Raw genomic sequence first — 25,729 nt, forward strand, 5'->3', positions numbered from 1 at the left:
TACCAATCCTTACGCTTTGGCTTTGTAGTTTGTATCTTCTGCAATCCGTGCAGATTTTCCGCGGCGGGCACGCAGATAGTACAGTTTCGCGCGACGGACACGGCCGCGGCGAACAACAGTGATACTGTCGATGTTGGTTGAATGCAGCGGGAATACGCGCTCCACACCTTCGCCAAACGAAATCTTGCGAACAGTGAACGAACCGGCGATGCCGACGCCGTTTTTACGGCTGATGCAGACACCTTCGTAGTTCTGCACACGCGAACGGCTGCCTTCGGTCACTTTGTAGCCGACGCGGATAGTGTCACCGGCTTTGAAATCGGGAATCTCTTTCCCCAGGGCGGCAACTTGTTCCGCCTCCAACTGTGCGATCAGATCCATCGCGGGTCTCCTATAGTTGCTCGTGGTTTTTCCCACGAAGATTTGCGCGGTTGCGAGAGCTCTTGGTCTTCACCGGGTCCCGCCTGCGCAGCCCGCCAGAGATCGCTCCGTTCTTTCCTAATAGTGAACCAACATCCCCCAAATTGCCGAAGAAGGCGGGTTAGGGTTTCGTGATGCAACAGAACACCGGTCCATAGACGCAAAAGCGAATCCAGACCTGCGCCTTCTACGCCTGTTCTGTTGGCGGATCAAGAGGAGAGGCCGCGTTCGAGAGCGGCAAATGCAGCCTCTCGGCTGATCAGTCGGGCTTCTGGCGGTTCACGTGGGACTGCCAAAGATCGGGACGCCGGGCCTGGGTAATCTCTTCACTCATTTTCTGCCGCCACTCGGCAATTTTACCGTGATGACCGGACATTAACACATCTGGGATGCTCTGGCCTTTCCATTCCGCCGGGCGTGTATATTGCGGGTGCTCTAGCAGGCCTGAGGAAAAACTCTCCTCTTCGGTAGAAGCCTGATTGCCGAGGACGCCTGGGATCAGGCGCACAGTGGCATCAATCATTGCCTGTGCCGCAATCTCGCCGCCGGTCATGACAAAATCACCCAGAGACACTTCCAGGATGCCGTAGTGCTGCAACACCCGTTCATCGACACCCTCAAATCGCCCACAAAGTAATGTCATACCATCGCAGCCCGCAAGGTCCTGCATTAACCTCTGATCCATCCGGCGACCGCGCGGCGACAGATAGATCAGCGGCCAATTGCCAGTGGTGCCTGCCATTGTATGTTCGATTGCATTGCCCAGCACATCAGCGCGCAGCACCATGCCGGCTCCACCTCCGGCGGGGGTGTCATCGACATTGCGGTGCTTGCCGATACCGAACTGGCGCAAATCAACCGTCTCTAGCTGCCAGAGCCCCTCTTGCAGGGCCCTGCCGGTAAGGCTTTCACCTAGAATACCGGGGAAGGCATTCGGGAATAGCGTCATGACCTTGGCTTTCCAAACACCTGCCAAATCCGGCGTTGGCGTCATCAGCTCGCGTGGTTTGAAGGAGGGGCGAAGGGCTTTGCGGCCATGAGATTTGTTCTGTGCAGTCATGTGAAGCTGTTTAATCCAGTTACAACGACACGCAATAAAAAGCTTTGGTGTCGAATGAATTCAGAAGTACCCCGCATTGAAACCGACCCCGATTTTCAGGCCGCATTCGATGAGGTGCAGGCGCGTGCCAAAAGTGTTCTGGCCACGTATTGCATCGGACTTTGGATGCCTGTCGGTGGGGCCCGTTTTCGCACGCTGAATGTGAATTAGTCTGCGTCAACTCAGTCGCAGTTTGCAGGAAGTCAAACCGGCGAGTGGACAAAGCTATATGTTAAGGGCTGTTTTGACGAAGCAAACATCGCGCGGCAGAACAGAGACAAAGAACGAAAGAAGTCGCTGCCGCAGTGGAGCATGTTTTGGAGGCGTTGTTGGCAACCGAAGGCTAACGGGTTCAGAACACGCCTTCAGGTGGATCTGCAATGATGCGACCAGTAGCGAGGTCGACGGTAGGTACAGCGGTCAGCGTAAACGGCAGCAGCACTGTTTTGCTGTCGGTCGGCATGATGATTTCCAGCAGATCTCCTGCCCCATGGTTCTGGACTGACTTCACGACCCCCAGAAGGGTGCCGCCGGTATCATAGACCTCTAGGCCCATCAGATCGGTGTGATAGTATTCGTCGTCATGCAGGTTAGGGAGCCGGTCGCGAGGGGCGAAGAGGCGTACGCCCTTTAGCGCATCGGCCTGCTCTTTGGTCTCAACGCCACCGATATTGGCGGAGAAACCGTTCTTGATGGCACGGTTCAAGGTCAGGGAATAAGTCTGGCTGCCGTCTTCGTTGCTGAGCGGCACATAGGATTCGATATCCTCAGGCATTGCGCAAAAGCTCTTGACCCGTACTTCACCACGCACCCCATAAGATCCGGCAATAGCGCCAACGCAAATCTGCTCAGTCATTCTGTCCATCCTTTGCAGAAACGCGCGGCAGTCCAGGTGCCGCCTGCGAGCCCACAGCGTTCTGTTTGGTAATTGCGTTCGTAAAGAACACCGGCGGTAAAGGCGATCAAAACAAAAACCGCAAGCCTGAACAATCGCCACATAGGCGGATTATCGGGTTTCGATTGGTAGCGCGCTGCGCCGGGTTTCCCAACCCAGCTGTTCCAGTTCCGGCGTCTTGGACAACCGTTCCGGGTGGCCGACGCAGAAATAGCCGATCAGCTGCCAGTCAGTTGGCACATCCAGATCCCTGTTCAACTGTTGGGGGTCAAGGATGGACACCCAGCCTAGGCCCAGACCTTCGGCACGCAGGGCCAGCCAGAACAGGGTCACGGCTGTGACAACCGAATAGCGTCGCATTTCCGGCATGGTACCGGCGCCAAGCTTATGACCTTTGGTGGTAGAGTCGTCGCAGTAGATAGCTAGCTGAACCGGTGCTTCACGCATGCCGGACAGCTTCAGTTTGGCATAGCGTTCGGCTTTGGCTTCGGAAAAACCCGCCAGGGCGGTTGCATTAGCAGTCTCAAAATTGGCAAGAGCGGCAGCGCGGGCTGTGGCACTTTCAACACGAATAATGCGCCAAGGTTCGCTAAGCCCCACGGAGGGGGCCAGCTGAATGGTGTCGAGACAGCGCGCAAGCACTGCCTCATCCACCGGATCGGAGCGAAACCGGCGCACGTCGCGCCGGACCCGCATCAACAGATCAAGTTGCATGCGGAAGTCTTCAGAGAATGAATTGTCCCGCATGTTCACCAACTTACTCCGCGTCTGCAGTCGCTTCAGCCGCTTTGGCTGCTTTTTCTTCGGCACGTTCCTGAGCTTTCTTGCCCGGTGCGCCTTTCTTGGGGTTGTTCCGCTCCACCTTAGCGCGAACGCCAGCAGCTTCCAACATCCGAGCGATACGATCTGTTGGCTGAGCGCCTTGGTCAAGCCAGTGCTGTACGCGCTCCATATCCATTTTCACGCGCTCTTCACTGTCTTTCGGCAGCAGCGGGTTGTAGGTGCCTAGCTTTTCGATGAAGCGACCATCGCGCGGCATGCGGCTGTCTGCAGCCACAATGCGGTAGAAGGGGCGTTTTTTCGAGCCGCCGCGGGCCAGACGAATTTTCATTGCCATGGGTTCAGTCTCCTTTAATGGCGTTTACAGGGAAGTCCCTGTTATTCCTGGTGTTTCTTGTGGTGTCGGATGACTTCCTGAATGATGAAGTTCAGGAAAGCCTTAGCGAAATCGGGGTCCAGGTCGGCCTGTTTCGCCAGGTCTTCGAGCCGTGCGATCTGCGCGGTTTCACGCGTCGGATCGGACGGGGGAAGGTCGTGTTCTGCCTTAAGTCGGCCCACCGCCTGGGTGTGCTTGAACCGCTCGCCCAATGTGTAGACGAGGATCGCATCCAGCCGATCAATGCTCTCGCGGTGGCCCTTCAACAGCTCAGCTGCGCGGGCGACGGGATCATGTGTGTCGGTCGTCATCGGGGACTCCGCAGGTCAGAAAGATGGGGCCGCTGCGAGCGGCTCAATGTATTCAGGTTAGTCAAGGGCCCACCCCTCCGGTTTGAAGAGCGGATCAGCGTAATGGCTGATTTCCATTTCGATCCCATGGGCCAACTGACTATCCTGCAGCACGCTTGGTGCGGGGTGGCGGTACACGGCATCACTGCCATCAATTGTTGCAGCGTTGTGGACTTTTTGGGCACCCAGCCGTTCCGCCAGACGAATCGAATCCAGGTTCTTGGGGTCGATATAGCTTACTGCGGTGTCCCAGCCGAGTGTGTTGTAATAGTAATGGCGGGCGGCATGAGTTGCTTCCAGCGCGTAGCCATTGCCGACGGCATCAGGCCAGATAATCCAGGCGATTTCACGCTCGGGCCAGCCTGCGGGCATCCAGCCGCCAGCCATGCCATAGGTCTCACCCGTGCTCTTGTCGTGGATCATCCACATGCCGAATCCGCGCACCTGCCAATGGCCAATTTCGGCGGCATAAAGCATCCAAGCTTCATAGGTGTTCAAAGGACCACCCATAAAGCGTGCGCGGTAGGAGCTGAAAGTTGCCTTGAAATCGGGATAATCCTCGGCTTCAGGGCCACGCAGCACCAAGCGCTTGGTTTCGATCACGGGAATGGAAGACGGCATCAGCTATCTCCCGTCCGGCTTTGATGACTGCGCTGAATCATTGTAGGCGCCCGTTCGGTACGGCCTGCGTCAGAGCGCGCGGCTTCGGCTGATGGCGCCAGGTCCGCATGTTCTCCGTAGGGGCAAGACGGAACGAGACGCGTTTTTCTGGCCGTGCGCCAATGCGCTGCGCCAATGCGATAGAGGCCTCGTTGTCTTCGGGGATAAATGACGCAATAGTCTGCCAGTCCATCTCGTGGAATAGCCAATCCAAAACCGCACTGGCAGCTTCGCTTGCATAGCCTTTTCCACGTGCGCCCTCGGTGAGATGCCAGGACAGTTCGGGCTCGGGCCAACCTTTGGGGAACCAGGGGCCGATCATTCCGACCGGGCGTCCTGTGCTGCGCTCAATGGCGGCGAATAAGCCGTAGCCGCGCAAATGCCAGTGGCCGATAATGGTTGCGATCGACCACCACAGCGCATCCGGATCGTCAGTAGCGTCAATGAAGCGCGGGGCTCCAATGCGCAGAAAGGCGTCCTGCGCATCGAAACCGGCCTCAGCAGGAGAGACCAGTCGAAGCCTCGGGGTGACGAGGCTGGGGAAACGATTGCCCGTATCTGACATAATCACACCCATTTTGGCCCCTGCTGCGGGCGCAGCAGCGATCTGTTTGTGCATCGACGACCGCTCAATCATGCCAGATGCCGGGAAACAATGGGTTAAAGCGTGGCCATGGTGTTGCAGGGCGGTTGCGGCCTGCAAGGCTGACGGATGAGTTGGCGCTGTGTTTTGGGCAGAGATCATGCGTAGGCCTCCATTCCGCCGTCAGTCAAATCCGCGGGGGAGGGGTGGCGCCAGACTTGAACCTGGCCAAAGCGTTTATGGACGAAGTGTCCGTCCTGTTTCGCACCAAGACGTTGTGCGAGGGCGCGCGATCCGTGGTTGTTCGCGTCAATCAGGCTGATAGCAGTGGTCCAGCCCAAAACATCATAGGCATAAGTCCGCGCTACCTTTGCGGCCTCAGTCGCGTAACCCTTACCGCCGAAGCCTTCAAACAGATCCCAACCGATTTCGGGTTCCGGCCAGCCATCGGGGAACCAAAGCCCAATCAGGCCAGCCGCTTGGCCGGTATTTTTCTCTTCGACAGTCCAACGGCCATACCCACGCAATTGCCAATGGCCGACTTCCAGGCCCAGGTTGCGCCAGACCTGCTCTTGGCTCATTTGCCCACCAACGAATTCTGCCCGATCAGAAGCAAAAAACGCACATAGTGCCTCAAGATCCGCAAGCGATGGGGCGCGGAGGATTAGGCGATCTGTTTCTAGTGTGGGGATGGCGACAGACATGAGGCTACTTTTTCTTCCCAAACCCGCTCAGGCCGCCAGGCAGACCCATGCCGCCAAGGCCGGGTAGCCCGCCGGGCATACCGCCCATGCCACCAGGAAGGCCCTTGCCGCCGCCCATGGCTTTGGCCGCTGCTTCCAGCGCTTTTGGATCCATCTGGCTCGGATCCATTCCAGCCATATCGGGCATGCCACCGCCTTTGCCGAACATGCCGGACATGGCTTGTTTCAGCATCTTGCCTTTGCCCATCTTGCCCATTTTTTTCATGACGTCGGCCATCTGGCGGTGCATTTTCAGCAGCTTGTTGATGTCAGACACCTGAGTACCGGACCCCGCGGCGATCCGCTTCTTGCGGCTTGCCTGCAACAGGGCGGGATTGGCGCGCTCTTTCTTGGTCATGGACTGGATCATAGCGATTTGCTGGCGCAGCACTTTGTCTTCAAAACCGGAATCTTCGACCTGTTTTGCCATCTTGGCCATGCCGGGCATCATTTGCATCATGCCCTGCATGCCGCCCATCTGGATCATTTGTTCCAACTGCATCTTGAGGTCATTCATATTGAAATGACCCTTCATCATGCGCTTCATCATGCGCTCGGCCTGTTCGGCCTCGATGGTTTCCTGGGCTTTCTCCACCAGTGCGACGATGTCGCCCATGCCAAGAATCCGACCGGCGATCCGGTCGGGCTCAAAGGTTTCAATGGCATCCATCTTCTCGCCAAGACCGACAAAGCGAATCGGTTTGCCAGTAACGGCACGCATCGACAGGGCTGCACCGCCGCGTCCGTCGCCGTCCATACGGGTCAGAACCACGCCTGAGATGCCGATCTTAGCGTCAAACTCCTCTGCCACCTCAACGGCGACCTGACCGGTCAGGCCATCGACCACCAACAAGGTTTCACGAGGTGAGACGACATCGCGGACATCTTCGACCTCCTGCATGAGGACTTCGTCGATCTGCAGACGGCCGGCGGTATCAAGCATATAGACGTCATAGCCACCAAGAGCGGCCTGCTGCTTGGCACGCTTGGCGATGTCGACGGGTTTCTGGCCGGGCACGATTGGCAGCGTATCGACACCAATCTGAGTGCCGAGTACCGCCAGCTGATCCATAGCCGCCGGGCGGTAGACGTCCAGCGAGGCCATCAGTACGCGCTTGCCCTCTTTGTCTTTCAGACGCTTGGCAAGCTTGCCGGTGGTGGTCGTTTTACCTGAGCCTTGCAAACCGACCATCAGGATTGGGGCTGGTGGGTTGTCGACCTTTAGCTGGCCTGCGTCCTCGTCACCGCGCAGAACGTCCACCAATGCGTCATGAACAATCTTCACAACCTGCTGTCCAGGGGTCACCGACTTAGTTACCGCCTGGCCAGTGGCCTGATCCTGCACGCGTTTCACAAAATCGCGCGCCACCGGCAGCGAGACATCGGCCTCTAGCAGGGCAATACGAACTTCGCGCAGGGCAGTTTTGACATCCTCTTCGGACAGTGCGCCCTGTTTGGTGAGCCGATCAAAGACACCAGATAGGCGTTCGGATAAATTTTCAAACATACCTGCGGCCTCCTTGCCGGTTTCAACGCGTGCGCCCCACATGTAGGGAGCAAATGATCCATGCGCAATCGCCCCCACGGGCGTAACACGCTGGTGGGGGGCGATCCCTGACACGGGCAGGGACCGGAAGACTCATGAGGCTCCCGGATTTCCAGCCTGCGTTACGCCCTTGGACGAGATGAGTCAACCCGCGGGCCGGTCGTCACAGAGCTCCGACAATCAGACATGCGCGCGTTGCAGTGCTTGACGGATAGGCGTCATCGGGGGAACATAGGGGCGCGTAGACGGGCCTGCATCTAAATTTGCGGTGCCAACCCGCCGCGACTTTGACAACACGGGGCAGACTTTTTGGGCATCTGGTGCGGCACGCCTGCCGCATTCCTTCATCGGGCGGCTTTGCAGCCATCAGAAGGACCAGGAATCATGCGTGTGTTTACCATTTTAGGACCCTCAAATTCCGGCAAGAGCGAGCTTGCAACAGCGCTGGCGACCTTGGAGACGGAGGAGCAGAAACCGCATCGCGCCAATGGGGGCGCTGATCTGCGGACGTTTGACTTCATGAAAGAGCATTGGGGTGTCATTGATATCGCAGGCGGGGTCGAGAACCTTGCAACGGCGGGTCCAGCCCTTGCGGCCAGCGATGCGGCGGTGGTTTGCGTCTCAGCGGATGCTGCTGCCGGGGTCTTGGCAGCGCCCTATCTACGAATGGTCGAAGAGGCGGGCATCCCCGCCTTTCTTTTTATCAACCGCATGGATCAGGCAACGGGGCGCGTCGCGGATATCGTCGCCGGGCTACAAACCTATTGTCGCCACAACATCGTATTGCGCCAGATTCCAATGCGCGCGGGCGGTGAAGTGGTCGGCGCGGTTGATCTGATCTCAGAGCGTGCCTGGAAATATCAGGAAGGCCAGCCATCGGCGCTGGTTGCTTTTCCTGACAGTGTCCATGTCCGCGAACGTCAGGCGCGAGGCGAGATGCTGGAGGCTCTTGCGGACTATGACGACGATCTGCTGGAGCAGCTGATCGAGGATCGCAAGCCTATGACTGAGGCGGTTTATGATGTGGCAACCCGTGTGTTGCAGCACAATGATCTGATCCCGGCGCTGTTGGGGTCTGCGCTGCATAGAAATGGTATTCTGCGGCTCATGAAGTCATTGCGGCACGAAGCTCCAGCGGTAGAGGTCGCGGCCCAAAGATTGCTCCGAGCCGCAGAGAAGCGCGAGAATGGTACCACTACGGTAGGCGGTCAAAACGGTGTGCTTGCGGTAGGCTGTCTGGGTGATCTGGTCAAGCATCTGGGGAAAACTGTCGTGTTACGTGCATTGACGGCTCCAATGGACCCCGGTGCCCATCTCGGTGGCGAGGCGTTAGGGGCGATGACGCAGCTGGCAGGCGCACAGGACAAGGGGCTGGTCCCAGGCGACATCGGTCAGGTGGTAAAATCTGATCACCTGAGCCTTGGGTATTCCTATTCGAAGGATGGGCTTGCTTCTCTGCCGAATTGGGCGCAGCCGCGACCCTCCAGCTATCAGCGTATCGTCGCACCGTTGCATGAACGGGATGACGTGCGGCTTTCGGCAGCCCTCGAACGGATCGCCGAAGTGGATCCAGCATTGGGTATTGGTCAGGACGAGGTTACTGGACATGCTCTGCTCAGCCTTCAAGGGCCCCTCCATCTTCGCCGTATATTGGCGTTATTGACGGATTCTTTTGGGGTTAATGTCAGCGAGGCATCAGTCCCACCTGCGCTGCGTGAGACGATTAGCCGTGAAGCAACAATCCATCATCGTCATCGCAAGCAATCTGGCGGTGCCGGGCAATTTGCTGATGTCGTACTGAGCGTGTCTCCGGGACCGCGTGGCAGCGGGTTCCAATTTTCTGAGGAGGTAAAGGGCGGCGCGGTTCCTAAATCCTATATTCCGTCTGTCGAGGCGGGCGCGCGTGAGGCGCTGTCGGTTGGGGTCAGCGGCCACCCCGTGGTGGATGTACAGGTGACCCTCAAGGACGGAAAACATCATACGGTGGACAGTTCCGACTTCGCGTTTCGCACCGCCGGGAAATCCGCCGTGCGTGAGGCAATGGCCGAAGCGGGCGCAACCGTCTTGCATCCGATAATGCGCGTCGAGATTCATGTACCATCCGTTTTCACTGGCGGGTTGGTTCCAGTCGTCAGCGGTATGAAGGGGCAGGTCCTGGGTTTTGCGGCACATCCTGAGGCTGCGGGTTGGGATGTCTTTGAAACGTTGCTGCCTGTTGCTGCGCAGGATCAGCTCTGCAGCAGCTTGGCAAGTGCCACACGTGGCACGGCTTGGTTCTCTTGCGGGTTTGATCACTATGAAGAGGCCAGTCGCATGTAAGTGTTGAAGTGACAAAGTTTCGCCAATAGCACTGGGTGTGAATGGGGCTTGCGTTCGGCAGGTTTTCGGATTGATCTGCGGACCACTTAGGCAAGCAGAAAGAAGAGCCCCAATGGACGCATCATCCAAATTTCAGGATAGCTTGCCCGTTTCATCTGATGCGCTGCTGGCGCAATTTGACAGCTGGGGTATTGCATATCGGCTGTACAGCCACGCGCCGCTGCGCACCGTTGAGGACGCAAAATCTGTCGAAGGCGAATTTATGCGGGCAGGGGAGGCGGCGTTACGGCTCAAGAATCTTTATTTGCGTGACAAGAAAAAGCGCAATCATCTGGTTAGTTTGGAACAGGATCGCGATGTCGACCTTAAGACACTGGCGGCAGAGCTGGGGGTGAGCACCCTCTCCTTTGGTTCGGCGGATCGGTTGCTGGAAAACCTGGGAGTACGACCGGGTGCCGTAACGCCTTTGTCAATGATCAACGGTGCCGACAAAGGGGTTCGTTTCTATATGGATCAGGCCGCACAGCACGTTGACTTGATCTATATGCACCCATTGGTCAATGATCGGACCGTGGCGCTGACGCGGCAGGGATTTCTGGACGTGATGGCGCGCTTTGGGGTGGAGATCATCTGGATCTAGGGTGACGTTGCCTTCTTGACGGCCTTGCTGCGCAAATGCGAACCTTTCTCTGGTTGTGGCCACTGGAATGTGCATGTTTGCAGATGATGATTTGCAAGTGAGAGGCTGTCATGGAAAACTGGGACGAGGTTCGCACCGCCTATCAAGTCGCTCGGATGGGAACTGTCAGCGGTGCTGCCGAGGAATTGGGTGTGCACCATGCTACGGTTATTCGTCATGTCGACGCGATCGAGGCGCGGCTTGGTGTAAAATTGTTTCAGCGTCATGCACGGGGGTACACCCCGACTGAAGCGGGGCAAGACCTGCTGCGGGTCGCACAGGCCACGGACGACCAATTCAGCCAGTTAGTGGGGCGATTGAAAGGGCACGGCGATGCGGTTTCGGGGGAGCTGGTCGTCACCTCTTTGTCGGCGATGTCGGGGCTTTTGGCCCCTGCGTTGACTGAATTCCAACGTCAGCACCCAGAGCTTGTAGTGCGGTTTCTGACCGGTAGCCGCTTGTTTCGCCTTGAATATGGCGAAGCGCATGTTGCGATCCGGGCCGGTTCTCCGCCAGAGCAGCCGGACAATGTGGTCCAGGCTTTCATGACGCAGCAGCACGGGTTGTATGCTAGCGCCGCGTATATTGAGCATCATGGCCTGTTGAACGGCGTGGAAGATATGCCCAATCACCGGTTTGTTTGTAACGACGATATAGAGAGCCGCGCGCCTTATTCACGCTGGCTGCGCGCGCATGCACCAGATAGCGCACTGTCGTTTCGCTGTGTTAACGCCCTGTCGATGCACGATGCAGTGCTGGCAGGCGCGGGTATCGGCTTTCTGACCCAATGGGAGGCGGCACGACACCCCGAACTTACGCAGATGATGGAGCCGCTGGAAGAGTGGACCAGTGAACTTTGGCTGGTCACCCATGTTGACCTGCACCGCACGACCAAGGTCCAGACGTTTCTCAGCTTTCTGAAAGCAGAAGCCAAGGCCTGGACTGCATGAGCCCGATTTATCGTGGCCATCTTGCGATGTTGGTGTTTTCGGCACTGGTTGCGGGGTCGTTTTCGCTCGGCTCCATGGTGGCGAATGATATCACCCCGATGGCATTGAATGCCGTACGGTTTGTGATTGCTGCGACAGTTATCGGCATCGCGGCGCAGATGACGCACGGTTTGCGGCGCGCACAGTTCCAGGCGCCCTGGCGGTTTGTCGTGCTTGGCGGACTATTTGCGATCTATTTTGTGCTGATGTTCTACGGGTTGCAAACGGCGGCACCGATTAGCACAGTGGCCGTTTTTACGCTGACACCGGTGCTGAGCGCTGCATTTGGCTGGTTGTTGCTGCGGCAGGTGACCAGCTGGCGTATGGCATTGGCGCTGACCATCGGTGCGGCCGGTGCGGTCTGGGTGATCTTTCGCGGTGACATATCGGCGATCTGGGCCTTTGAAATCGGGCGTGGAGAGGTGATCTATTTCTGGGGCTGCGTGGCGCATGCACTTTATACGCCAATGGTACGGCTACTGAACCGGGGAGAGCCTGCGGTGGTGTTTACCTTCGGGATGCTGGTGGCCGGCGCTGCGATCCTGCTGGTGGTTGGCTGGCCTGATATCTGGGCGACGGATTGGGCGGCGCTGTCACCGCTCGTCTGGTTGGTCCTGCTCTATGTGGCCCTGATCGCGAGCGCGGCGACCTTTGTGCTGTTGCAATACGCTACGCTGCATCTGCCCTCGGCCAAGGTGATGGCCTACACATATCTGACACCAAGCTGGGTGATCCTCTGGGAGATCGCGCTGGGCCGACCTGCTCCGAACGGCATTGTTGCGATTGGCATCGCCTGCACGGTCTGGGCACTTTGGCTGTTACTGCGCGAGGGGCGCACACCCCAGCCGACCACGCAGACCACCTGAGTAAAGTCAGTCGGTTGGGTGATCTGCGGGTGGGGCTGCCAGCTCGGTCTCAAGGAACCGTTCAAAGGCATCGAGGTTCACCGGCTCAAACTGACCAAAGCCCTGCATCCAGACACTGGCGCTACGCATCGCGTCCGGTTGCAGCTTACACCACTTGACCCGGCCGCGTTTCTCTTGGGCGATCAACCCGGAACGGGTGAGGATTGTCAGATGTTTAGAGATCGCGGCCAGCGACATCTCAAAGGGTTCTGCCACATCGGTGACAGCCATATCGTCCTCTAGCAGCATTGTCAGAATGCTGCGTCGGGTTGGGTCCGCCAGCGCGGCAAAGACGGTATCGAGGGGGCTACTCATTCCACACACCTAAACCGCATGAAGCGGATCGACAATCCCGCAGCGGCGGCGGCATATGGCGGCATAACACTGAGGGCGTGGGCATGGCACTAAAATATTGGGCGGTGATTTTCATACTGGGCATCGGCTGGGGGATGTCCTTCATGTTTAACGCAATTCTGTTACGTGAGCTTGGCCCGCTATCGGTGTCGATGGGCCGTGTCGGGTTTGGCGCGCTTGGATGCTGGGTTTATGTCCTGGCAGCACGCAAGCCACTGCCGACAGATATGAAGCGTTGGCTGGCGTTGTTTGCTTTTGGCGGGCTGAGTTACGCGGCACCATTTTCCTTTTACGCGCTGGGCCAGCAGCATATTGCCAGCGGTGTCGCCGGGATCCTCAACGCCATTACGCCAGCGCTGGCCGTCGTCGTGGCGCATTTTTGGCCCGGCGGAGAGCGCGCCACTCTGCTAAAGTCACTAGGAGTGCTATGTGGTTTCCTGGGTATTGTGGTTCTATCCTTGCCCTTGCTTCAGGGCGGGCGGCAATCTGAGGTTTGGGCGGTTCTCATCACACTCTGCGCGCCGTTGTGCTACGCGTTCTCTGTCAATATCGCCCGGCAGTTTCGTGATATGGATCCGGTCGTCCTGGTCGCCATCGCTCTCACCGGTGCGACGCTAGGTATCGCGCCATTGGCGCTAGGGGTCGAAGGGGTGCCGGTCATCACCCGGCTGGAGACGTGGGGTGCGATGTTGGTCATTGGTTTCATCCTTACCGCTGCGGCCTTTATTCTGTTCTACTGGGTGCTACCCAAGGTAGGGCCGACCAATATCACGCTGCCAACCTTGATCGCTCCGGTCTCTGCCCTGGCGATGGGGGCTTGGGTGTTGCAAGAAACGCTGAAGGTGGAACACCTATTGGGCATGGCAGCAATTCTGCTCGGTTTGCTGTTGATTGATGGACGGTTGGTACGAAAGATCTGGCACAAACCAATGCTCTGACAAAATCAACCTATTGGTTGAATATGCGGTTTTGGCACTCAAATCCCCCCGTTGTTTTTCATGACCTTGGGGCGTTTGATTTGGTGGCAGGTAAATTGCTTAAATTTCAACGAGTTGTGGGTAGTGTCGCAGGGCGACCTGGGTTGTTGACTCTGCGTGGCAGACTCCTTAGCACCGCACTCAGATTTCACGTGAGGATGGCGCCCGTGACAGAAGAGCCAGATAAGCAGCGCTTGGCGCAGCTCGAGGCCAAGCTGGCAGAGGCGCGTAAGGCCCATGAGCCCAAGCCGCGCGTGGATGAACATTATTCGACGGCAAGCGATGCCTGGAGAATGGTGATTGAATTGGTAGCTGGTCTGATGATCGGCTTTGGTATCGGATACGGGTTGGACCTTCTGCTTGGGACCATTCCGATCTTTCTGGTGCTGTTCACGATGCTGGGTCTGGCGGCCGGAGTAAAGACGATGCTCCGCAGCGCGCAAGAGATCCAGGAAAAGAAACTGGCCGAAGAGGCCGAACAAGATGCGCAGGACCGGGACTGATCCCCCGGCGACAGGAGAAACGGGACAATGGGCAAACTAATCTTTGGAGCAGCATTCCTGCTGGTACTTGCGTCTGGGCTGTTTTTTGCACCGGCCGTTCCTGGCCTGCAGATCCACCCGACCGATCAGTTCCTGATCAAACCGTTGGGTGGTTCGGGTGAGCTGAACTTCTACACCCCGAGCAACGTCACCCTGTGGATGGGCTTGGCAATTGTTGCGATCTTTGCGCTGATGGTTCTTGGGTCCTCGAAGCGCGCGATTGTGCCCTCGCGCATCCAGTCGGTTGCTGAGCTTGCTTACGGTTTCATCTACAAAATGGTCGAAGACGTCACCGGCAAAGACGGCCTGAAGTTCTTCCCTTACATCATGACGCTGTTCATGTTCATTCTGACGGCCAACATGCTGGGGCTGCTGCCCATGAGCTTTACCACCACATCGCATTTTGCTGTGACCGCAGTGTTGGCGATGCTGGTGTTCGTGACCGTCACCGTGACCGGCTTTGTGCTGCACGGTACCAAGTTTCTTGGCTTGTTCTGGGTTAGCTCTGCTCCGCTGGCGCTGCGTCCAGTGCTGGCCATCATCGAATTGATTTCCTACTTCGTGCGTCCTGTCAGCCACTGCATTCGTCTTGCAGGCAACGTTATGGCCGGCCATGCGGTTCTGAAGGTGTTCGCAGGTTTTGCAGGTGCTCTGGGCCTGTTCAGCTTCCTGCCGATCTTTGCGATCACCGCAGTCTACGCACTCGAAGTTCTCGTGGCCTTCATCCAGGCCTACGTGTTCACCATTCTGACCTGCGTGTACCTCAAGGACGCGCTGCATCCGTCGCACTAAAGCACGGCTAGGTTTGAACAATAAGATCCTCAACTTCCAATCGTAAGGAGATACACAATGGAAGGCGAACTCGCACACATCGGCGCTGGCCTGGCTGGCATGGGTACTGGTATTGCTGCACTGGGTGTTGGCAACGTTGCTGCTAACTTCCTGGCAGGCGCTCTGCGCAACCCCTCCGCGGCTGCTTCCCAAACCGCAACCCTCTTCATCGGCATCGCATTTGCAGAAGCTCTGGGCATCTTCTCGTTCCTGGTCGCTCTGCTGCTGATGTTCGCCGTCTAAGAGCCTTCGGAACCATTTTCCTTACGGCCGGGCAGCGTGGATCCCCGCGCTGCCCGGTGTAACGGCAAGTTCCCTAGGAGGACGACATGGCAACTCAGACGCAGGACGCAGGTCACGGTGCTGTAGACGCAGCACATGGTGCCGCAGACGCCGCCCACGGTTCGGGCGGGATGCCGCAGCTGGACTTCTCGACCTTTGCGAACCAGATCTTCTGGCTCGTGGTCACGCTCGTCGTGATCTATTTCATCCTGTCGCGCATCGCGCTGCCTCGTATTGCGGCAGTGTTGGCCGAGCGTCAGGGAACCATTACCAACGACCTCGCCGCGGCTGAAGACCTCAAAGCCAAAGCCGTTGAGGCCGAAAACGCTTACAATCAGGCTCTGGCAGATGCCCGTTCGGAGGCTCAGCGTATCGCCGCTGAGACGCGCGCGGAAATTCAGGCAGACCTAGACGAGGCCATTGCCAAGGCAGACGCGCAGATTGCGGCCAAGGCAGCGGAATCGGAAACAGTCATCGCCGAGATCAAGGCCGGTGCCATCGCCAGCGTCGAAGCCGTCGCTGTGGAGACTGCCGCCGAAATCGTTGCTGCCTTTGGTGGCAAGGCAGACGAAAAAGCGGTCGCAGCTGCGGTTGCCGACCGGATGAAAGGATAAGGACATGCGCTCAGTTCTGGCTCTTGCCCTAACCTTTGGTGCCACAAGCCCGGCGTTTGCCGCTTCTGGCCCATTCCTGTCGATGAGCAACACCGATTTTGTTGTGACGCTTGCGTTCCTGCTCTTCGTTGGCATTCTGCTCTATGCCAAGGTGCCTGGTCTGTTGGGTGGCCAATTGGACGCCCGTGCTGAAGGCATCAAAAAGGACCTCGAAGAGGCCCGTGCCCTGCGTGAAGAAGCTCAGACCATTCTGGCCTCTTACGAGCGCAAGCAGCAGGAGGTTCAGGCCCAGGCGGATCGGATCGTAGCTTCGGCGCGTGACGATGCAGCCCAAGCTGCAGAACAGGCCAAAGCAGATCTGCAAACCTCGATCGCTCGCCGTATGGTGGCTGCAGAGGAACAGATCAAAGCGGCGCAGGATTCTGCGGTGAAAGAAGTGCGTGATCAGGCCATCACTGTTGCCGTCGCAGCAGCCGATGCTGTGATTTCGAAACAGATGACAGCAACCGAAGCCAACAAGCTGATCGACGCTGCAATCGCTGACGTGGACGCCAAGCTGCACTAAGCTGCGCGGACACTGGTAACCTTAAAAAACCCGGCCCAGGTGGCCGGGTTTTTTGTGTGCCGGGGTATTAGCCTGTGTTGCAATCCGGCATGTGGCCTCGCTCTGGTGTCGCTCAGGGTTTCCCAGTCTCGTGCTGGAGCCGCTGTCTGGCAATCTCGGCGTTGCGCAGGGCACGCTGGTGGTCAGAAAGCGCCTGTTTCACATAATCGAGATGGGTTTCAACTGCCTGGCGCGCTGCTGTGGGGTCGCGGGATTGCAAAGCGGCGTTGATAGCGCGGTGTTGGGCCAAAAGCGCGTCGCGCGTAGTGTGCTGCTGAAACATGATGCGACGGTTGTAAAATACGCCCTCGCGCAGGAGGTCGAACATTGATCGCATCATATGCAGCATGACCACATTATGGCTGGCGTCCATGATGGCAGAATGGAACTGCGCATCAAGCGCTGCAGCTTCCTCGGAGATGGCCGGGTCGCCTGCCAATTCCATCTTGTCAAAGATGGTCTGGATTACTTGAAGATCATAGTCTGACCCGTATTTCGCGGCCCGTTCAGCCGCGAGACCTTCTAGGTCGCGGCGAAAACTCAGGTAGTCAAATACGGCCTCGTCATGGCTGGCAAACAACTGTACCAATGCGGGGGAGAACGCCGATCCCAAGACATCTGCCACGAATACGCCGGCACCCGCGCGTGATACCAATAGGCCGCGCCCCTGCAATTCGGCTAAGGCGTCTCGTAGAGACGGGCGTGAGACGCCGAGACGTTCCGATAATTCCCGTTCTGCCGGAAGGCGCTCTCCCGGCGTCAGAATACCGCGAAGAATGAACTGTTCAATCTGTCGCACCACCGAAGCGGAGAGTTTTTCTGGCTGAACTTTTTGAAAGGGCATGATGTGTGGTCTGTCTGATCTAGCGATTGGTCAACTCATATGACCACGCTGCTGATCTTGCTGCAAGGGTCAGCAATAGCACACCAGAGACAGGGTTGATTGTTGCTGTTAGATTGGAGTGGCGATGGATCGATTTCATCGGTCATTTGTGACGGTGATACACATGTTCAATTCGTTTGGTCCGGTGCCGCTACTGCTTCTTGTCCTACCGCTTGTGGCATGCGACACGGCCAGCCCACATTTCCGGGGCCAGGCTTTGCAACGGATTACCGTGGATGGCAGCGTATTTGATGTGAGGGTGCGCGGAACATTGGCCGAAGCTGTGCGTATAAACCCGCAGTATGCGCCACGCTTGGGGCCGATCCGAATGCGAGCAGCACACGCCATGGAACTGGCGAGCGGCTGCATGGTGTCACGTGTATTAGGCGACCAGGCGGTCTTGGTTGGGCAGTTGGATTGTCCAAGTGGTGCAATCAAAAAATAGAAAGTTATCCACAATATATGGTGGCATTATCACGCTGACCCATTTGATTTGGGGGGCGGCCACATTGACAGTGGTGTAACAAACCCATGACACTTGGCTCCCAATGAATCACAGGATATCAGCTTGCGCTTTTCGAAACTTCGACTGAACGGCTTCAAGAGTTTTGTGGACCCAACCGATCTTTTGATCGCCGATGGGCTCACAGGTGTTGTCGGGCCAAATGGCTGCGGCAAGTCGAACCTGCTGGAAGCGTTGCGCTGGGTGATGGGCGAAAACCGTCCCACGGCGATGCGCGGCGGTGGTATGGAGGACGTGATCTTTGCGGGCACCAGCTCGCGGTCCGCACGGAACTTTGCCGAGGTTAGTCTTCAGATCGACAACAGCGAACGATTGGCCCCTTCCGGGTTCAATGAAAATGACAATCTGGAGATTCTGCGCCGCATCACCCGCGATGTGGGTAGCGCCTATAAAACCAATGGCAAGGATGTGCGTGCCCGAGACGTGCAGATGTTGTTTGCAGATGCTTCGACCGGGGCACATTCACCTGCACTGGTCCGGCAGGGGCAGATTGCCGAACTGATCAACGCCAAACCCAAGGCACGCCGCCGTATTCTGGAAGAGGCAGCGGGGATCTCCGGTCTCTATCAGCGGCGGCACGAGGCCGAGCTTAAGCTGAAGAATACTGAACAGAACTTGCTACGTGTAGATGATGTTATCGAACAGCTGGCTGCGCAGCTTTCGCAATTGGCACGTCAAGCCAAGCAAGCGCAGCGGTATCGCGATATCGGCGAACAGCTGCGCCGGGCGGAGGGCATGTTGCTCTATCGTCGCTGGCGCGAGGCCGATGATACGCGTCTAGAGGCAGAGGATATTCTGCGTAACCGTGAAACCCAGGCTGCCAAGGCTGAGTCACTGGCGCGCCTGGCAGATGGTAAACGGATAGAAGCAGAGAACGGGCTGCCCCCATTGCGCGAAGAAGAAGCAATCGCGGCGGCGGTGTTGCAACGTTTGTTCGTGCAACGGGACGCATTGAGTGATCAGGAGGCGCAGGCGCGCCAGACGATCGAAACTCTGACCAATCGTGTTGCGCAACTGGGCCGGGATATTGAGCGCGAGAGCGGGCTGAACCGCGACGCGGGCGACACAATCGAGCGTCTGGATTGGGAGCAAAGGGAACTGGCGCGCGCCGGTGTGGGGCATGATGATCGAATGGCTGAGGCTGCTGAACGCGCCCGCGAAGCCGGGTCGGTTCTACAGGCGCGTGAGGATCAGTTGAGCAGTCTGACCGAGGATGTTGCGCGTCTCTCGGCACGTCATCAATCCGCACAGCGCCAGGTTGAAGATTGTCGCCGCGCGGTGGTCCGGGCCGAAGACGACGGCAGTAGCTCGCGTGAGGCGATGGTGGCTGCACGTGAAACACTGGGCGAGGCGGAAGCTGCCTTTGAGGCGGCAATCGAGGCCGAGGAAGAAGCGCGCGCCGCGGCAGAACTGGCGGATGAAACGCTGGCCGCCGCCGATGAGGCGCGTAACGATACCCAGTCTCGCGAGGCCGAAGCCCGTGCGCGGCGGTCGGAAGCTGAAGGAGAATTGGGGGCCTTGCGAGCCGAGGTAACGGCTTTGGCCAAATTGGTAGAGCGCGACACGGCCGAGGGCGGTCATGTCCTGGACGACATGCGTGTGGCTGCCGGGTATGAAAAGGCGCTTGGTGCAGCGCTAGCAGATGATCTGCGCGCGCCTTTGGCAGAGGTTGATGGGCCTAGCGGTTGGGTAACGCTACCGCCTTACGATGGCGATGCTACTCTTCCGGCTGGGACCATACCACTGTCATTGCATGTCAGCTGCCCAGATGCGCTACATCGACGTATTTCGCAGGTCGGTCTTGTGGACAGTGACGCGGCACGCGATTTGCACGCGCATCTTTTGCCAGGCCAGCGGTTGGTCACGCTGGAGGGGGACCTCTGGCGCTGGGATGGTTTCCGAGCCTGGGCTGAGGACGCGCCAAGCGCGGCTGCCCTGCGGCTTGAACAGATGAACCGGCTGGAAGCACTGAAGCAGGAGATGGAGCACGTCGGTGCTCGTGCTGATGGCGCCCGTGCAGCGCATGAGGTTCTGATGCGCACCTTGGAAGAGGTCACCGCCGCAGATCAGGCCGCGCGCCAGGGGCGCCGGGTCGCAGATCAACGGATGGCAGATGCTGCCCGCGCGTTGAGCAGGTCTGAAAGCCATCGAAACCTGTCCGAAGGCAAGCTGGAGACGCTCAGCATTGCTGTGGCGCGCCACGACGAAGACGCAGCAGCCGCCAAGGCGCAACTGGTTGAGGCAGAGGCGGGACTTGAAGAACTGGAAGACCTTTCCGAAGCGCGCGCAAAGGTGGAGGACGTGAAGCAAACGGTAGAAGCGGCGCGGATCACCATGCTGACCCACCGTTCGACCCAGGATGAGCTGCGCCGCGAGGGTGAGGCGCGGACTGCGCGTGGCCAACAAGTGACCAAGGATCTGTCCGGCTGGCGTCATCGCCTTGAGAGTGCGGAACGCCGTATCGCAGAGCTGACAGAGCGGCGCACCGCAACCGAGGAAGATCTTGAAGAGGCGTATGGGGTTCCGGCTGAGATTGCCGAGACGCGTGACGACCTGAATGTCGCGATTGAAGAAGCAGAAGCGCGTAAGGCGACAGCTTCGGACGCATTGATCGGGGCTGAAACCGTGTTGCGTGACGCCGTGCAGAGCGAGCGCGAGTGCGCGCGACTGGCCTCTGAAGCACGTGAAGCTCGCGCCCGGTCCGAGGCACGGTGCGATGCCGCGCGTGAGGCCGTTGGCCGAGCCGAGGCCCGAATCCGGGAAGAGCAGCAGACGGTTCCCGATGATCTTTTGGCCAGCCTCGATGCGACACCTGAGGATATGCCAAATGCAGAAGAGCTGGAGGCCGAAGTCAATCGTCACAAGCGTCAGCGCGATGCCTTGGGGGCAGTCAACCTGCGCGCTGAGGAAGACGCACGTGCGGTTCAGGACGAACATGATCAGCTGGTGCGCGAAAAATCTGATCTGGAAGAGGCAGTAAAAACACTGCGCGCTGGAATTGCCAGCCTTAACCGCGAGGGCCGTGAACGCCTTTTGACTGCTTTCGAGGAGGTGAACTCCAGCTTTACCATGCTGTTCACCCATCTGTTCGGCGGAGGAGAGGCCAATCTGGTCATGGTTGAAAGTGATGATCCGTTGGATGCCGGGCTTGAGATCATGTGCCAGCCTCCAGGCAAGAAGCTGTCGACCCTGTCGCTGCTTTCGGGCGGAGAACAGACGCTAACAGCCATGGCTTTGATCTTTGCAGTCTTTCTGTCCAACCCGGCACCCATCTGTGTGCTGGACGAGGTGGACGCACCGCTAGACGATGCAAATGTCACACGGTTCTGCGACCTGCTCGACGAGATGTGTCGTCAAACCGATACGCGCTTCCTGATCATTACTCATCATGCGGTGACCATGGCACGCATGGACCGGCTATTCGGGGTTACAATGCAGGAAAAAGGTGTCAGTCAATTGGTGTCGGTAGATCTTAAGAAAGCCGAAGCGATGGTCGCCTGACCTCTTGTTCCATCACTTCGGGCGTTTTATCGTCGCGTTGCCAATGACAGGATTTGTAATGAAACTTTTTTCTCTACTGACCGCCGCCGCACTGATCGCTCTCCCTGATTTGGGGCAGGCCGACAATATTCTTGCTAAGGATGCCACAACCCTTTCCAAGTTCTTCGAAGCCGAAGGTGTTGATTTCGAAGTAACAACCGATGATGTCGGCGATCCCAAACTGAAGGTCGACTACTACGGTAATGACTTTTCGATCTATTTCTACGGTTGTGAGAACAACAAAAACTGTGACGCAATTCAGTTTTTCTCGGGCTACCAGACGGAAGGCAGTGTCCGGCTGGTGAAGATCAACGAATGGAATACCGAAAACCGTTTTGGTCGCGCCTATGTCTCCGAAGAAGGCTCCGCTCGGGTTGAGCAGGATGTCTATCTGGGGAATACCGGTATGAACCCGGACGACTTTGCGGAGCTGTTGGGAACGTGGTCACGCGTTGTGAGCGAATTTGAGGCATTCATCGACTGGTGATCCTGCCCATTTCTCTCTGGTTTTTCACTGAATTGTGAGATGCCTGACCTTTAAACATCGCTAGGCTGGCGACATGAACCGTTTCATATTGCTGGCCTTATTCATGACCTCTGGTCTCAGCGCCTTCCCCATTCAGGCATTGGCTCAGGACGGGGCAATGAGAGTTGGGGACGAACCCTATGATGATGAGGCGCTGGCGGCCCTGCCTGGGCAATCGTTTGTATTTTATGACGATGGTGAAGCCAGGTTCGGACCAGGCGGGGCGTATTCCTATACCTACTCGGCTGAAAACGGTGGTGGTACGTCTTGGGGAAGTTATCGCGTGTCGGAGGACAACCAGATCTGCGTCACCTTCGTCAATGGATCCTCGCGCTGCGACCAATATGTGACCAACCAAAACCGTACCGTGGTCATCACTGCTGATGGGCAAAGATTCCCGGTACGTGAGCCAAAGTAGGTCATTTAGAGCATCGGAGCGGCTCTCTGCTCCGAAACTACTTTGTACAGTCGTGGTTCGGACGTTAGAGCCGTGACAACAAAGCCGGTGTTGGCCAGGCATCTGCTGGCAACCCTAAGCGTTCCTGTTCTTTTTGCACCGCGACACGGGTCTTGGCCCCAAGGATGCCATCGACATCACCAACATCATGCCCGCGCGCGCTCAGCTTTCTTTGTAGCTGTTCCATTTGGTCACTGGCCAAGCCGGTGTCAGGCGTGCCCGCATCATAGGCGGCTGCACCTGACAGTCGCGTGGCGAAGTACGCAGCGGTCAAAACATAGGTAAAGCTCTGATTCCATTCGAAGTAGACATCAAAATTCGGATAGGCGAGAAAAGCAGGTCCCTTGTGCCCCTGTGGCAGGATTAGTGCTGCCTTGGTGTTGGGACCGGCCAGTCTTCCATTGCGTGGGCTTACCCCCAATGACTGCCAATCCGCGACGGTTTTCTTACGGTAAGTCCCGCTGAGCCGCAGGTCGAGATTCGCGGGAATAGTGACTTCTTGTACCCAAGGTTCGTTGGGACGCCAGCCCAGATTCGACAACATCTTGGCCCCTGACATCAGTGCATCCGGCGCAGAGGTCTTAAGACGGACATGGCCATCTCCATCCGCATCGACGCCGTTCTCCAGAATATCGCGAGGCAGCATCTGCACCATTCCGATTTCACCGGCCCAAGCGCCTGTGGTGCGGCGGGGGTCGAAATTACCCTGACGAAACAGCTCCAGCGCGGCGAACACTTGCGGGCGAAATAGTGTGGGTCGGCGGCAATCGTGGGAAAGTGTGACCAGAGCATTCAGTGTGTTAAAGCTTCCCTGTACCGCACCGTAGTCGGTTTCAAACGCCCAAAATGCCAACAATACGCCACGATCAATGCCGTAGGTGGATTCAATCCGGCGAAACGTGGTGTCGTATTTGCGAGACATTGCCTGGCCGCGATCCAATCTACTTTTTGAGATCAGGCGGCGGGAAAAATCGATGAAAGGCTTTTGAAAGACGCCTTGTGAACGATCGGCTTTCAGGACGGAGGGATCTTGCCGAACGCTTTGGAAAAAGCTGTTCACAGTCGCGCTGTCATAGCCGCCTGTCAGCGCCTCCTCTTTCATCAATTGGACGAAGTTGCGAAAGCCGCCACCACATTGGGCCTGGGCTTGCAGCGGCAGAAGAAGAGAGACGAGGGCGAGAAAGCTGGAGCGCAACACGGGAGGCGTGTCCTTTTTTATGGTGCTGCCCCTTGTTAGCTATAACAGAGTAGCAATGGCAACCATTAGCACAAGGCCAAGCGCCCAAGCGGCCCATAGAAGACGTACAGCGCGCATGATGGCATGGCCACCTGCGCTTTTGGAGCCTTCGGCATTGACCCAAGGAAACTCTTGCATCTTGCCGTCGTATGACCGTGGTCCGGCCAAGGCGACGTGCAATGCCCGCGACATCGCTGCCTCAGGCCAGCCCGCATTGGGGGATCGGTGACGGTGGGCGTCGCTCGCAATGTCTGGCCAGGTGCGCAACACGCGCCCGACCACAGCGATCATAAGTGCGGAAAGACGGGCAGGGATCAGGTTTAGAAGATCATCCAGTCGTGCCGCAGCCCAGCCAAAGTTCCGGTAGCGGGGCGTTTTGTAGCCGATCATGCTGTCGGCGGTATTGGTGATCTTGTAGATCATCAGGCCGGGCAGTCCGCCGATCAGAAACCAGAACGCTGGTGCGACTACACCATCAGAAAAATTCTCGGCACCGCTTTCGATAGCGGATCGTGCGACCTGCGGCGTGGTCATGCCAGAGGTGTCACGGCTGACAATCATTGCAACCGCGTTGCGCCCCTGGTCAAGATTGTGGCCAAGCCCCTGGGCGACCGCCTCAACATGTTCGCACAGTGATCTTTGGGCCAGCAGTATCGCGGCAAAAAGAATCTGCACCAGCGGGCCGAACAATGTCATGACCCAGCCCAGCCAGCCTGCGCCTAGAACCAACAAGGTTATGGCGATAGCGCCTTTTATCTTGCGTTGTTTGCCTTGGTTCAGATTTTGGTCGGCAATGGCTACTGCGCGCCCCATCAGCACCGCAGGATGTGGTACCCGCGACCAAAGCCAGCGCGGTTCACCAAAGATCGCGTCTAACAAAAGCGCTGGGATCAGCAGGGCAGCAGTGCTCACAGAGCAGCCTCAAGCCGTGTCCAGTCATCGCCGACCGGCAGGCCAAGGCGCAAATAGGTTTTGGAATACGGGAAAATACGTGTCCAGATATGGGCGCGTGCCAGTCTCGCCTGCCAAATAGCTGCATTGTCAACCTCATAGAGGCGGAAGAGATCGGTGCCGCCAACAATGCTTGCGCCTTTGGCGATCATCATCGCGTCAAGTCGCGCGGCATCCTGTTGTAGGCGGTTTCGGGTTTCGAGGGCCCAATTGTCGTCGCGCAAAGCCTGGGCACCAATGCGTAGAGCAGGACCAGATACTGCCCAAGGCCCCTGCCAGGCAGCCAAATCGCCAATCATGCAGGGGTCGCCAATGGCAAAACCCAATCTCAGCCCAGCGAGACCCCAAAATTTCCCAAAGCTCTTGAGGATGATAACGCCGGGGCGTTCGGCAAGGTGAATTAGACTGTCGGCGGGACACACGTCGCAGAAACTCTCGTCGATCACGACCAGCGGAGCTTGTGCGTCTTCTTCGGTCCAGCGTCGCCCGTCGGGATTGTTGGGGTGTACCAGGACTCGCGCTTCTGCAGGTCCATCTGTGACAACCTGCCAGCCGCGGGCTGTGAAAGATGCTGCGTGTTCGTTGTAGGTAGGTGGCGTGATGCGGACCCAGCGTGGATCGGCTAGCGCTGGAAGGGCCGCGATCAACGCCGAAGCACCGGGGGCGGGCAGGATATCGGCGCCACTGGGCACGTTCCAGAAATGGCGGGCCGCGTCGAGAAGATCATCCATCGCGGTTTGATCAGGCAGGGCACCCCAGTCTGCCCCGGTTAATCCGCTCACCGGGTACGGCAGCGGGTTGATCCCGGTCGATAAATCGACCCAGTCGCTGGCTACACCACCATATCCCGAAATGGCGACGCTCAGGTTGCCACCGTGATCCCGTTTCGGAGTCTGTATCAGATTCAGTATGCCAGTCATCGTGGGCCTTGAACAAAAGAACCAGAGCCTTGAGCCAAAATACGCAGGCCTAATACCGCCGTATGGAACAGCAATCGTGAGAAAGCAACCATAGGAGACCAGGAACAGCAATTCGCTAATATGGGGGAGTCGGGCGTGGATTGA

Annotated in this window: 28 protein-coding genes; 13 read left to right on the forward strand and 15 right to left on the reverse strand. The window is 57.7% G+C overall.

Features of this window, described 5'->3' with window-relative positions; all coding sequences use genetic code 11:
* Positions 1 to 9: 9 nt before the first annotated feature.
* The 10 genes from rplS to ffh form a co-directional block, all read right to left on the reverse strand.
* Positions 10 to 381: a 50S ribosomal protein L19 gene (gene rplS, locus PhaeoP97_RS01365; RefSeq protein WP_072503549.1), complete on the reverse strand. Its 372-nt coding sequence runs from the start codon at positions 379 to 381 to the stop codon at positions 10 to 12.
* Between the two features lie 298 nt (positions 382 to 679).
* Positions 680 to 1,480 (reverse strand): tRNA (guanosine(37)-N1)-methyltransferase TrmD, encoded by an 801-nt coding sequence (trmD, locus tag PhaeoP97_RS01370; protein ID WP_072503550.1) that lies wholly within the window; start codon positions 1,478 to 1,480, stop codon positions 680 to 682.
* A gap of 391 nt (positions 1,481 to 1,871) precedes the next feature.
* On the reverse strand, positions 1,872 to 2,375 hold the full coding sequence (rimM, locus tag PhaeoP97_RS01380; protein WP_072503552.1) for a ribosome maturation factor RimM: 504 nt from the start codon (positions 2,373 to 2,375) through the stop codon (positions 1,872 to 1,874).
* 150 nt (positions 2,376 to 2,525) lie between these two features.
* Complete coding sequence (gene bluB, locus PhaeoP97_RS01385; RefSeq protein WP_192849695.1) at positions 2,526 to 3,161, reverse strand: 5,6-dimethylbenzimidazole synthase; 636 nt, start codon at positions 3,159 to 3,161, stop codon at positions 2,526 to 2,528.
* Positions 3,162 to 3,171: 10 nt separating this feature from the next.
* Complete coding sequence (gene rpsP / locus PhaeoP97_RS01390) at positions 3,172 to 3,531, reverse strand: 30S ribosomal protein S16 (protein WP_072503553.1); 360 nt, start codon at positions 3,529 to 3,531, stop codon at positions 3,172 to 3,174.
* Between the two features lie 41 nt (positions 3,532 to 3,572).
* Positions 3,573 to 3,881 carry a chorismate mutase gene (locus tag PhaeoP97_RS01395; RefSeq protein WP_072503554.1) on the reverse strand — a complete coding sequence of 103 codons (309 nt, stop codon included), beginning with the start codon at positions 3,879 to 3,881 and terminating at the stop codon, positions 3,573 to 3,575.
* Positions 3,882 to 3,938: 57 nt separating this feature from the next.
* The gene (locus PhaeoP97_RS01400; RefSeq protein ID WP_072503555.1) at positions 3,939 to 4,541 is read right to left on the reverse strand and encodes a GNAT family N-acetyltransferase; all 603 of its coding nucleotides are present in this window, start codon (positions 4,539 to 4,541) and stop codon (positions 3,939 to 3,941) included.
* 37 nt (positions 4,542 to 4,578) lie between these two features.
* Positions 4,579 to 5,325, reverse strand: coding sequence for a GNAT family N-acetyltransferase (locus PhaeoP97_RS01405; protein ID WP_083570297.1), 747 nt, complete (start codon positions 5,323 to 5,325; stop codon positions 4,579 to 4,581).
* Positions 5,322 to 5,867 carry a GNAT family N-acetyltransferase gene (locus PhaeoP97_RS01410; protein ID WP_072503556.1) on the reverse strand — a complete coding sequence of 182 codons (546 nt, stop codon included), beginning with the start codon at positions 5,865 to 5,867 and terminating at the stop codon, positions 5,322 to 5,324. Before PhaeoP97_RS01410 ends, PhaeoP97_RS01405 begins: the two co-directional genes overlap by 4 nt.
* Before the next feature lie 4 nt (positions 5,868 to 5,871).
* Positions 5,872 to 7,413 carry a signal recognition particle protein gene (gene ffh / locus PhaeoP97_RS01415; protein WP_072506247.1) on the reverse strand — a complete coding sequence of 514 codons (1,542 nt, stop codon included), beginning with the start codon at positions 7,411 to 7,413 and terminating at the stop codon, positions 5,872 to 5,874.
* Between the two features lie 423 nt (positions 7,414 to 7,836).
* Here ffh and PhaeoP97_RS01420 point away from each other — a divergent pair, with 423 nt between their 5' ends.
* The 4 genes from PhaeoP97_RS01420 (at position 7,837) to PhaeoP97_RS01435 (ending at position 12,305) form a co-directional block, all read left to right on the forward strand.
* On the forward strand, positions 7,837 to 9,771 hold the full coding sequence (locus PhaeoP97_RS01420) for an elongation factor G (protein WP_072503557.1): 1,935 nt from the start codon (positions 7,837 to 7,839) through the stop codon (positions 9,769 to 9,771).
* A gap of 112 nt (positions 9,772 to 9,883) precedes the next feature.
* On the forward strand, positions 9,884 to 10,411 hold the full coding sequence (locus PhaeoP97_RS01425; protein ID WP_072503558.1) for a prolyl-tRNA synthetase associated domain-containing protein: 528 nt from the start codon (positions 9,884 to 9,886) through the stop codon (positions 10,409 to 10,411).
* 110 nt (positions 10,412 to 10,521) lie between these two features.
* Positions 10,522 to 11,400, forward strand: coding sequence for a LysR family transcriptional regulator (locus tag PhaeoP97_RS01430; RefSeq protein WP_072503559.1), 879 nt, complete (start codon positions 10,522 to 10,524; stop codon positions 11,398 to 11,400).
* On the forward strand, positions 11,397 to 12,305 hold the full coding sequence (locus PhaeoP97_RS01435) for a DMT family transporter (RefSeq protein ID WP_072503560.1): 909 nt from the start codon (positions 11,397 to 11,399) through the stop codon (positions 12,303 to 12,305). Before PhaeoP97_RS01430 ends, PhaeoP97_RS01435 begins: the two co-directional genes overlap by 4 nt.
* 6 nt (positions 12,306 to 12,311) lie before the next feature.
* Here the strand turns inward: PhaeoP97_RS01435 and PhaeoP97_RS01440 are convergent, their stop codons facing one another.
* Positions 12,312 to 12,659 carry an ArsR/SmtB family transcription factor gene (locus PhaeoP97_RS01440; protein WP_072503561.1) on the reverse strand — a complete coding sequence of 116 codons (348 nt, stop codon included), beginning with the start codon at positions 12,657 to 12,659 and terminating at the stop codon, positions 12,312 to 12,314.
* Between the two features lie 83 nt (positions 12,660 to 12,742).
* On the opposite strand from PhaeoP97_RS01440, the gene PhaeoP97_RS01445 reads away from it, so the two are divergent.
* The 6 genes from PhaeoP97_RS01445 (at position 12,743) to PhaeoP97_RS01470 (ending at position 16,509) form a co-directional block, all read left to right on the forward strand.
* Positions 12,743 to 13,636, forward strand: coding sequence for a DMT family transporter (locus PhaeoP97_RS01445; protein WP_072503562.1), 894 nt, complete (start codon positions 12,743 to 12,745; stop codon positions 13,634 to 13,636).
* A gap of 197 nt (positions 13,637 to 13,833) precedes the next feature.
* Positions 13,834 to 14,178 carry an AtpZ/AtpI family protein gene (locus PhaeoP97_RS01450; protein ID WP_192849675.1) on the forward strand — a complete coding sequence of 115 codons (345 nt, stop codon included), beginning with the start codon at positions 13,834 to 13,836 and terminating at the stop codon, positions 14,176 to 14,178.
* Positions 14,179 to 14,205: 27 nt separating this feature from the next.
* On the forward strand, positions 14,206 to 15,009 hold the full coding sequence (locus PhaeoP97_RS01455; protein ID WP_072503563.1) for a F0F1 ATP synthase subunit A: 804 nt from the start codon (positions 14,206 to 14,208) through the stop codon (positions 15,007 to 15,009).
* A gap of 57 nt (positions 15,010 to 15,066) precedes the next feature.
* Positions 15,067 to 15,291 carry a F0F1 ATP synthase subunit C gene (locus tag PhaeoP97_RS01460; RefSeq protein WP_008562443.1) on the forward strand — a complete coding sequence of 75 codons (225 nt, stop codon included), beginning with the start codon at positions 15,067 to 15,069 and terminating at the stop codon, positions 15,289 to 15,291.
* Between the two features lie 86 nt (positions 15,292 to 15,377).
* Entirely contained in the window at positions 15,378 to 15,944 is a 567-nt protein-coding gene (locus PhaeoP97_RS01465; RefSeq protein ID WP_072503564.1) for a F0F1 ATP synthase subunit B', read from the forward strand.
* Between the two features lie 4 nt (positions 15,945 to 15,948).
* Positions 15,949 to 16,509, forward strand: a complete 561-nt coding sequence (locus tag PhaeoP97_RS01470; protein ID WP_072503565.1) for a F0F1 ATP synthase subunit B — start codon at positions 15,949 to 15,951, stop codon at positions 16,507 to 16,509.
* Positions 16,510 to 16,621: 112 nt separating this feature from the next.
* Here PhaeoP97_RS01470 and PhaeoP97_RS01475 read toward each other — a convergent pair whose 3' ends face one another.
* The gene (locus PhaeoP97_RS01475; RefSeq protein ID WP_072503566.1) at positions 16,622 to 17,392 is read right to left on the reverse strand and encodes a FadR/GntR family transcriptional regulator; all 771 of its coding nucleotides are present in this window, start codon (positions 17,390 to 17,392) and stop codon (positions 16,622 to 16,624) included.
* A 607-nt stretch (positions 17,393 to 17,999) separates the two neighbouring features.
* Between PhaeoP97_RS01475 and smc the strand changes: the two genes are divergently transcribed.
* The 3 genes from smc to PhaeoP97_RS01495 all read left to right on the forward strand — a co-directional run bounded on the left by smc (position 18,000) and on the right by PhaeoP97_RS01495 (position 22,438).
* Positions 18,000 to 21,455, forward strand: a complete 3,456-nt coding sequence (gene smc, locus PhaeoP97_RS01485) for a chromosome segregation protein SMC (protein ID WP_072506250.1) — start codon at positions 18,000 to 18,002, stop codon at positions 21,453 to 21,455.
* A 58-nt stretch (positions 21,456 to 21,513) separates the two neighbouring features.
* The gene (locus PhaeoP97_RS01490; RefSeq protein WP_072503567.1) at positions 21,514 to 21,981 is read left to right on the forward strand and encodes a YbjN domain-containing protein; all 468 of its coding nucleotides are present in this window, start codon (positions 21,514 to 21,516) and stop codon (positions 21,979 to 21,981) included.
* Positions 21,982 to 22,054: 73 nt separating this feature from the next.
* Positions 22,055 to 22,438 carry a hypothetical protein gene (locus tag PhaeoP97_RS01495; RefSeq protein WP_072503568.1) on the forward strand — a complete coding sequence of 128 codons (384 nt, stop codon included), beginning with the start codon at positions 22,055 to 22,057 and terminating at the stop codon, positions 22,436 to 22,438.
* A 64-nt stretch (positions 22,439 to 22,502) separates the two neighbouring features.
* Here PhaeoP97_RS01495 and PhaeoP97_RS01500 read toward each other — a convergent pair whose 3' ends face one another.
* Genes PhaeoP97_RS01500 through PhaeoP97_RS01510 form a run of 3 tightly spaced genes read right to left on the reverse strand, consistent with a single transcriptional unit; the run spans position 22,503 to position 25,585 of the window.
* Positions 22,503 to 23,675 (reverse strand): lytic murein transglycosylase, encoded by a 1,173-nt coding sequence (locus tag PhaeoP97_RS01500; protein WP_072503569.1) that lies wholly within the window; start codon positions 23,673 to 23,675, stop codon positions 22,503 to 22,505.
* 39 nt (positions 23,676 to 23,714) lie between these two features.
* A complete protein-coding gene (gene cbiB, locus PhaeoP97_RS01505; RefSeq protein ID WP_072503570.1) occupies positions 23,715 to 24,626 on the reverse strand; it encodes an adenosylcobinamide-phosphate synthase CbiB in 912 nt (303 codons plus the stop codon).
* Entirely contained in the window at positions 24,623 to 25,585 is a 963-nt protein-coding gene (locus PhaeoP97_RS01510; RefSeq protein ID WP_072503571.1) for a threonine-phosphate decarboxylase, read from the reverse strand. Before PhaeoP97_RS01510 ends, cbiB begins: the two co-directional genes overlap by 4 nt.
* Positions 25,586 to 25,729: the final 144 nt, after the last annotated feature.

The organism is Phaeobacter porticola (assembly GCF_001888185.1).
Classification (GTDB): domain Bacteria; phylum Pseudomonadota; class Alphaproteobacteria; order Rhodobacterales; family Rhodobacteraceae; genus Phaeobacter; species Phaeobacter porticola.

What these genes read in the sequence shown, in the direction of transcription:
- rplS (WP_072503549.1), bottom strand. Translation starts at nt 381, where the DNA reads ATGGATCTGATCGCACAGTTGGAGGCGGAACAAGTTGCCGCCCTGGGG.
- trmD (WP_072503550.1), bottom strand. Translation starts at nt 1,480, where the DNA reads ATGACTGCACAGAACAAATCTCATGGCCGCAAAGCCCTTCGCCCCTCC.
- rimM (WP_072503552.1), bottom strand. Translation starts at nt 2,375, where the DNA reads ATGACTGAGCAGATTTGCGTTGGCGCTATTGCCGGATCTTATGGGGTG.
- bluB (WP_192849695.1), bottom strand. Translation starts at nt 3,161, where the DNA reads ATGCGGGACAATTCATTCTCTGAAGACTTCCGCATGCAACTTGATCTG.
- rpsP (WP_072503553.1), bottom strand. Translation starts at nt 3,531, where the DNA reads ATGGCAATGAAAATTCGTCTGGCCCGCGGCGGCTCGAAAAAACGCCCC.
- PhaeoP97_RS01395 (WP_072503554.1), bottom strand. Translation starts at nt 3,881, where the DNA reads ATGACGACCGACACACATGATCCCGTCGCCCGCGCAGCTGAGCTGTTG.
- PhaeoP97_RS01400 (WP_072503555.1), bottom strand. Translation starts at nt 4,541, where the DNA reads ATGCCGTCTTCCATTCCCGTGATCGAAACCAAGCGCTTGGTGCTGCGT.
- PhaeoP97_RS01405 (WP_083570297.1), bottom strand. Translation starts at nt 5,325, where the DNA reads ATGATCTCTGCCCAAAACACAGCGCCAACTCATCCGTCAGCCTTGCAG.
- PhaeoP97_RS01410 (WP_072503556.1), bottom strand. Translation starts at nt 5,867, where the DNA reads ATGTCTGTCGCCATCCCCACACTAGAAACAGATCGCCTAATCCTCCGC.
- ffh (WP_072506247.1), bottom strand. Translation starts at nt 7,413, where the DNA reads ATGTTTGAAAATTTATCCGAACGCCTATCTGGTGTCTTTGATCGGCTC.
- PhaeoP97_RS01420 (WP_072503557.1), top strand. Translation starts at nt 7,837, where the DNA reads ATGCGTGTGTTTACCATTTTAGGACCCTCAAATTCCGGCAAGAGCGAG.
- PhaeoP97_RS01425 (WP_072503558.1), top strand. Translation starts at nt 9,884, where the DNA reads ATGGACGCATCATCCAAATTTCAGGATAGCTTGCCCGTTTCATCTGAT.
- PhaeoP97_RS01430 (WP_072503559.1), top strand. Translation starts at nt 10,522, where the DNA reads ATGGAAAACTGGGACGAGGTTCGCACCGCCTATCAAGTCGCTCGGATG.
- PhaeoP97_RS01435 (WP_072503560.1), top strand. Translation starts at nt 11,397, where the DNA reads ATGAGCCCGATTTATCGTGGCCATCTTGCGATGTTGGTGTTTTCGGCA.
- PhaeoP97_RS01440 (WP_072503561.1), bottom strand. Translation starts at nt 12,659, where the DNA reads ATGAGTAGCCCCCTCGATACCGTCTTTGCCGCGCTGGCGGACCCAACC.
- PhaeoP97_RS01445 (WP_072503562.1), top strand. Translation starts at nt 12,743, where the DNA reads ATGGCACTAAAATATTGGGCGGTGATTTTCATACTGGGCATCGGCTGG.
- PhaeoP97_RS01450 (WP_192849675.1), top strand. Translation starts at nt 13,834, where the DNA reads ATGGCGCCCGTGACAGAAGAGCCAGATAAGCAGCGCTTGGCGCAGCTC.
- PhaeoP97_RS01455 (WP_072503563.1), top strand. Translation starts at nt 14,206, where the DNA reads ATGGGCAAACTAATCTTTGGAGCAGCATTCCTGCTGGTACTTGCGTCT.
- PhaeoP97_RS01460 (WP_008562443.1), top strand. Translation starts at nt 15,067, where the DNA reads ATGGAAGGCGAACTCGCACACATCGGCGCTGGCCTGGCTGGCATGGGT.
- PhaeoP97_RS01465 (WP_072503564.1), top strand. Translation starts at nt 15,378, where the DNA reads ATGGCAACTCAGACGCAGGACGCAGGTCACGGTGCTGTAGACGCAGCA.
- PhaeoP97_RS01470 (WP_072503565.1), top strand. Translation starts at nt 15,949, where the DNA reads ATGCGCTCAGTTCTGGCTCTTGCCCTAACCTTTGGTGCCACAAGCCCG.
- PhaeoP97_RS01475 (WP_072503566.1), bottom strand. Translation starts at nt 17,392, where the DNA reads ATGCCCTTTCAAAAAGTTCAGCCAGAAAAACTCTCCGCTTCGGTGGTG.
- PhaeoP97_RS01490 (WP_072503567.1), top strand. Translation starts at nt 21,514, where the DNA reads ATGAAACTTTTTTCTCTACTGACCGCCGCCGCACTGATCGCTCTCCCT.
- PhaeoP97_RS01495 (WP_072503568.1), top strand. Translation starts at nt 22,055, where the DNA reads ATGAACCGTTTCATATTGCTGGCCTTATTCATGACCTCTGGTCTCAGC.
- PhaeoP97_RS01510 (WP_072503571.1), bottom strand. Translation starts at nt 25,585, where the DNA reads ATGACTGGCATACTGAATCTGATACAGACTCCGAAACGGGATCACGGT.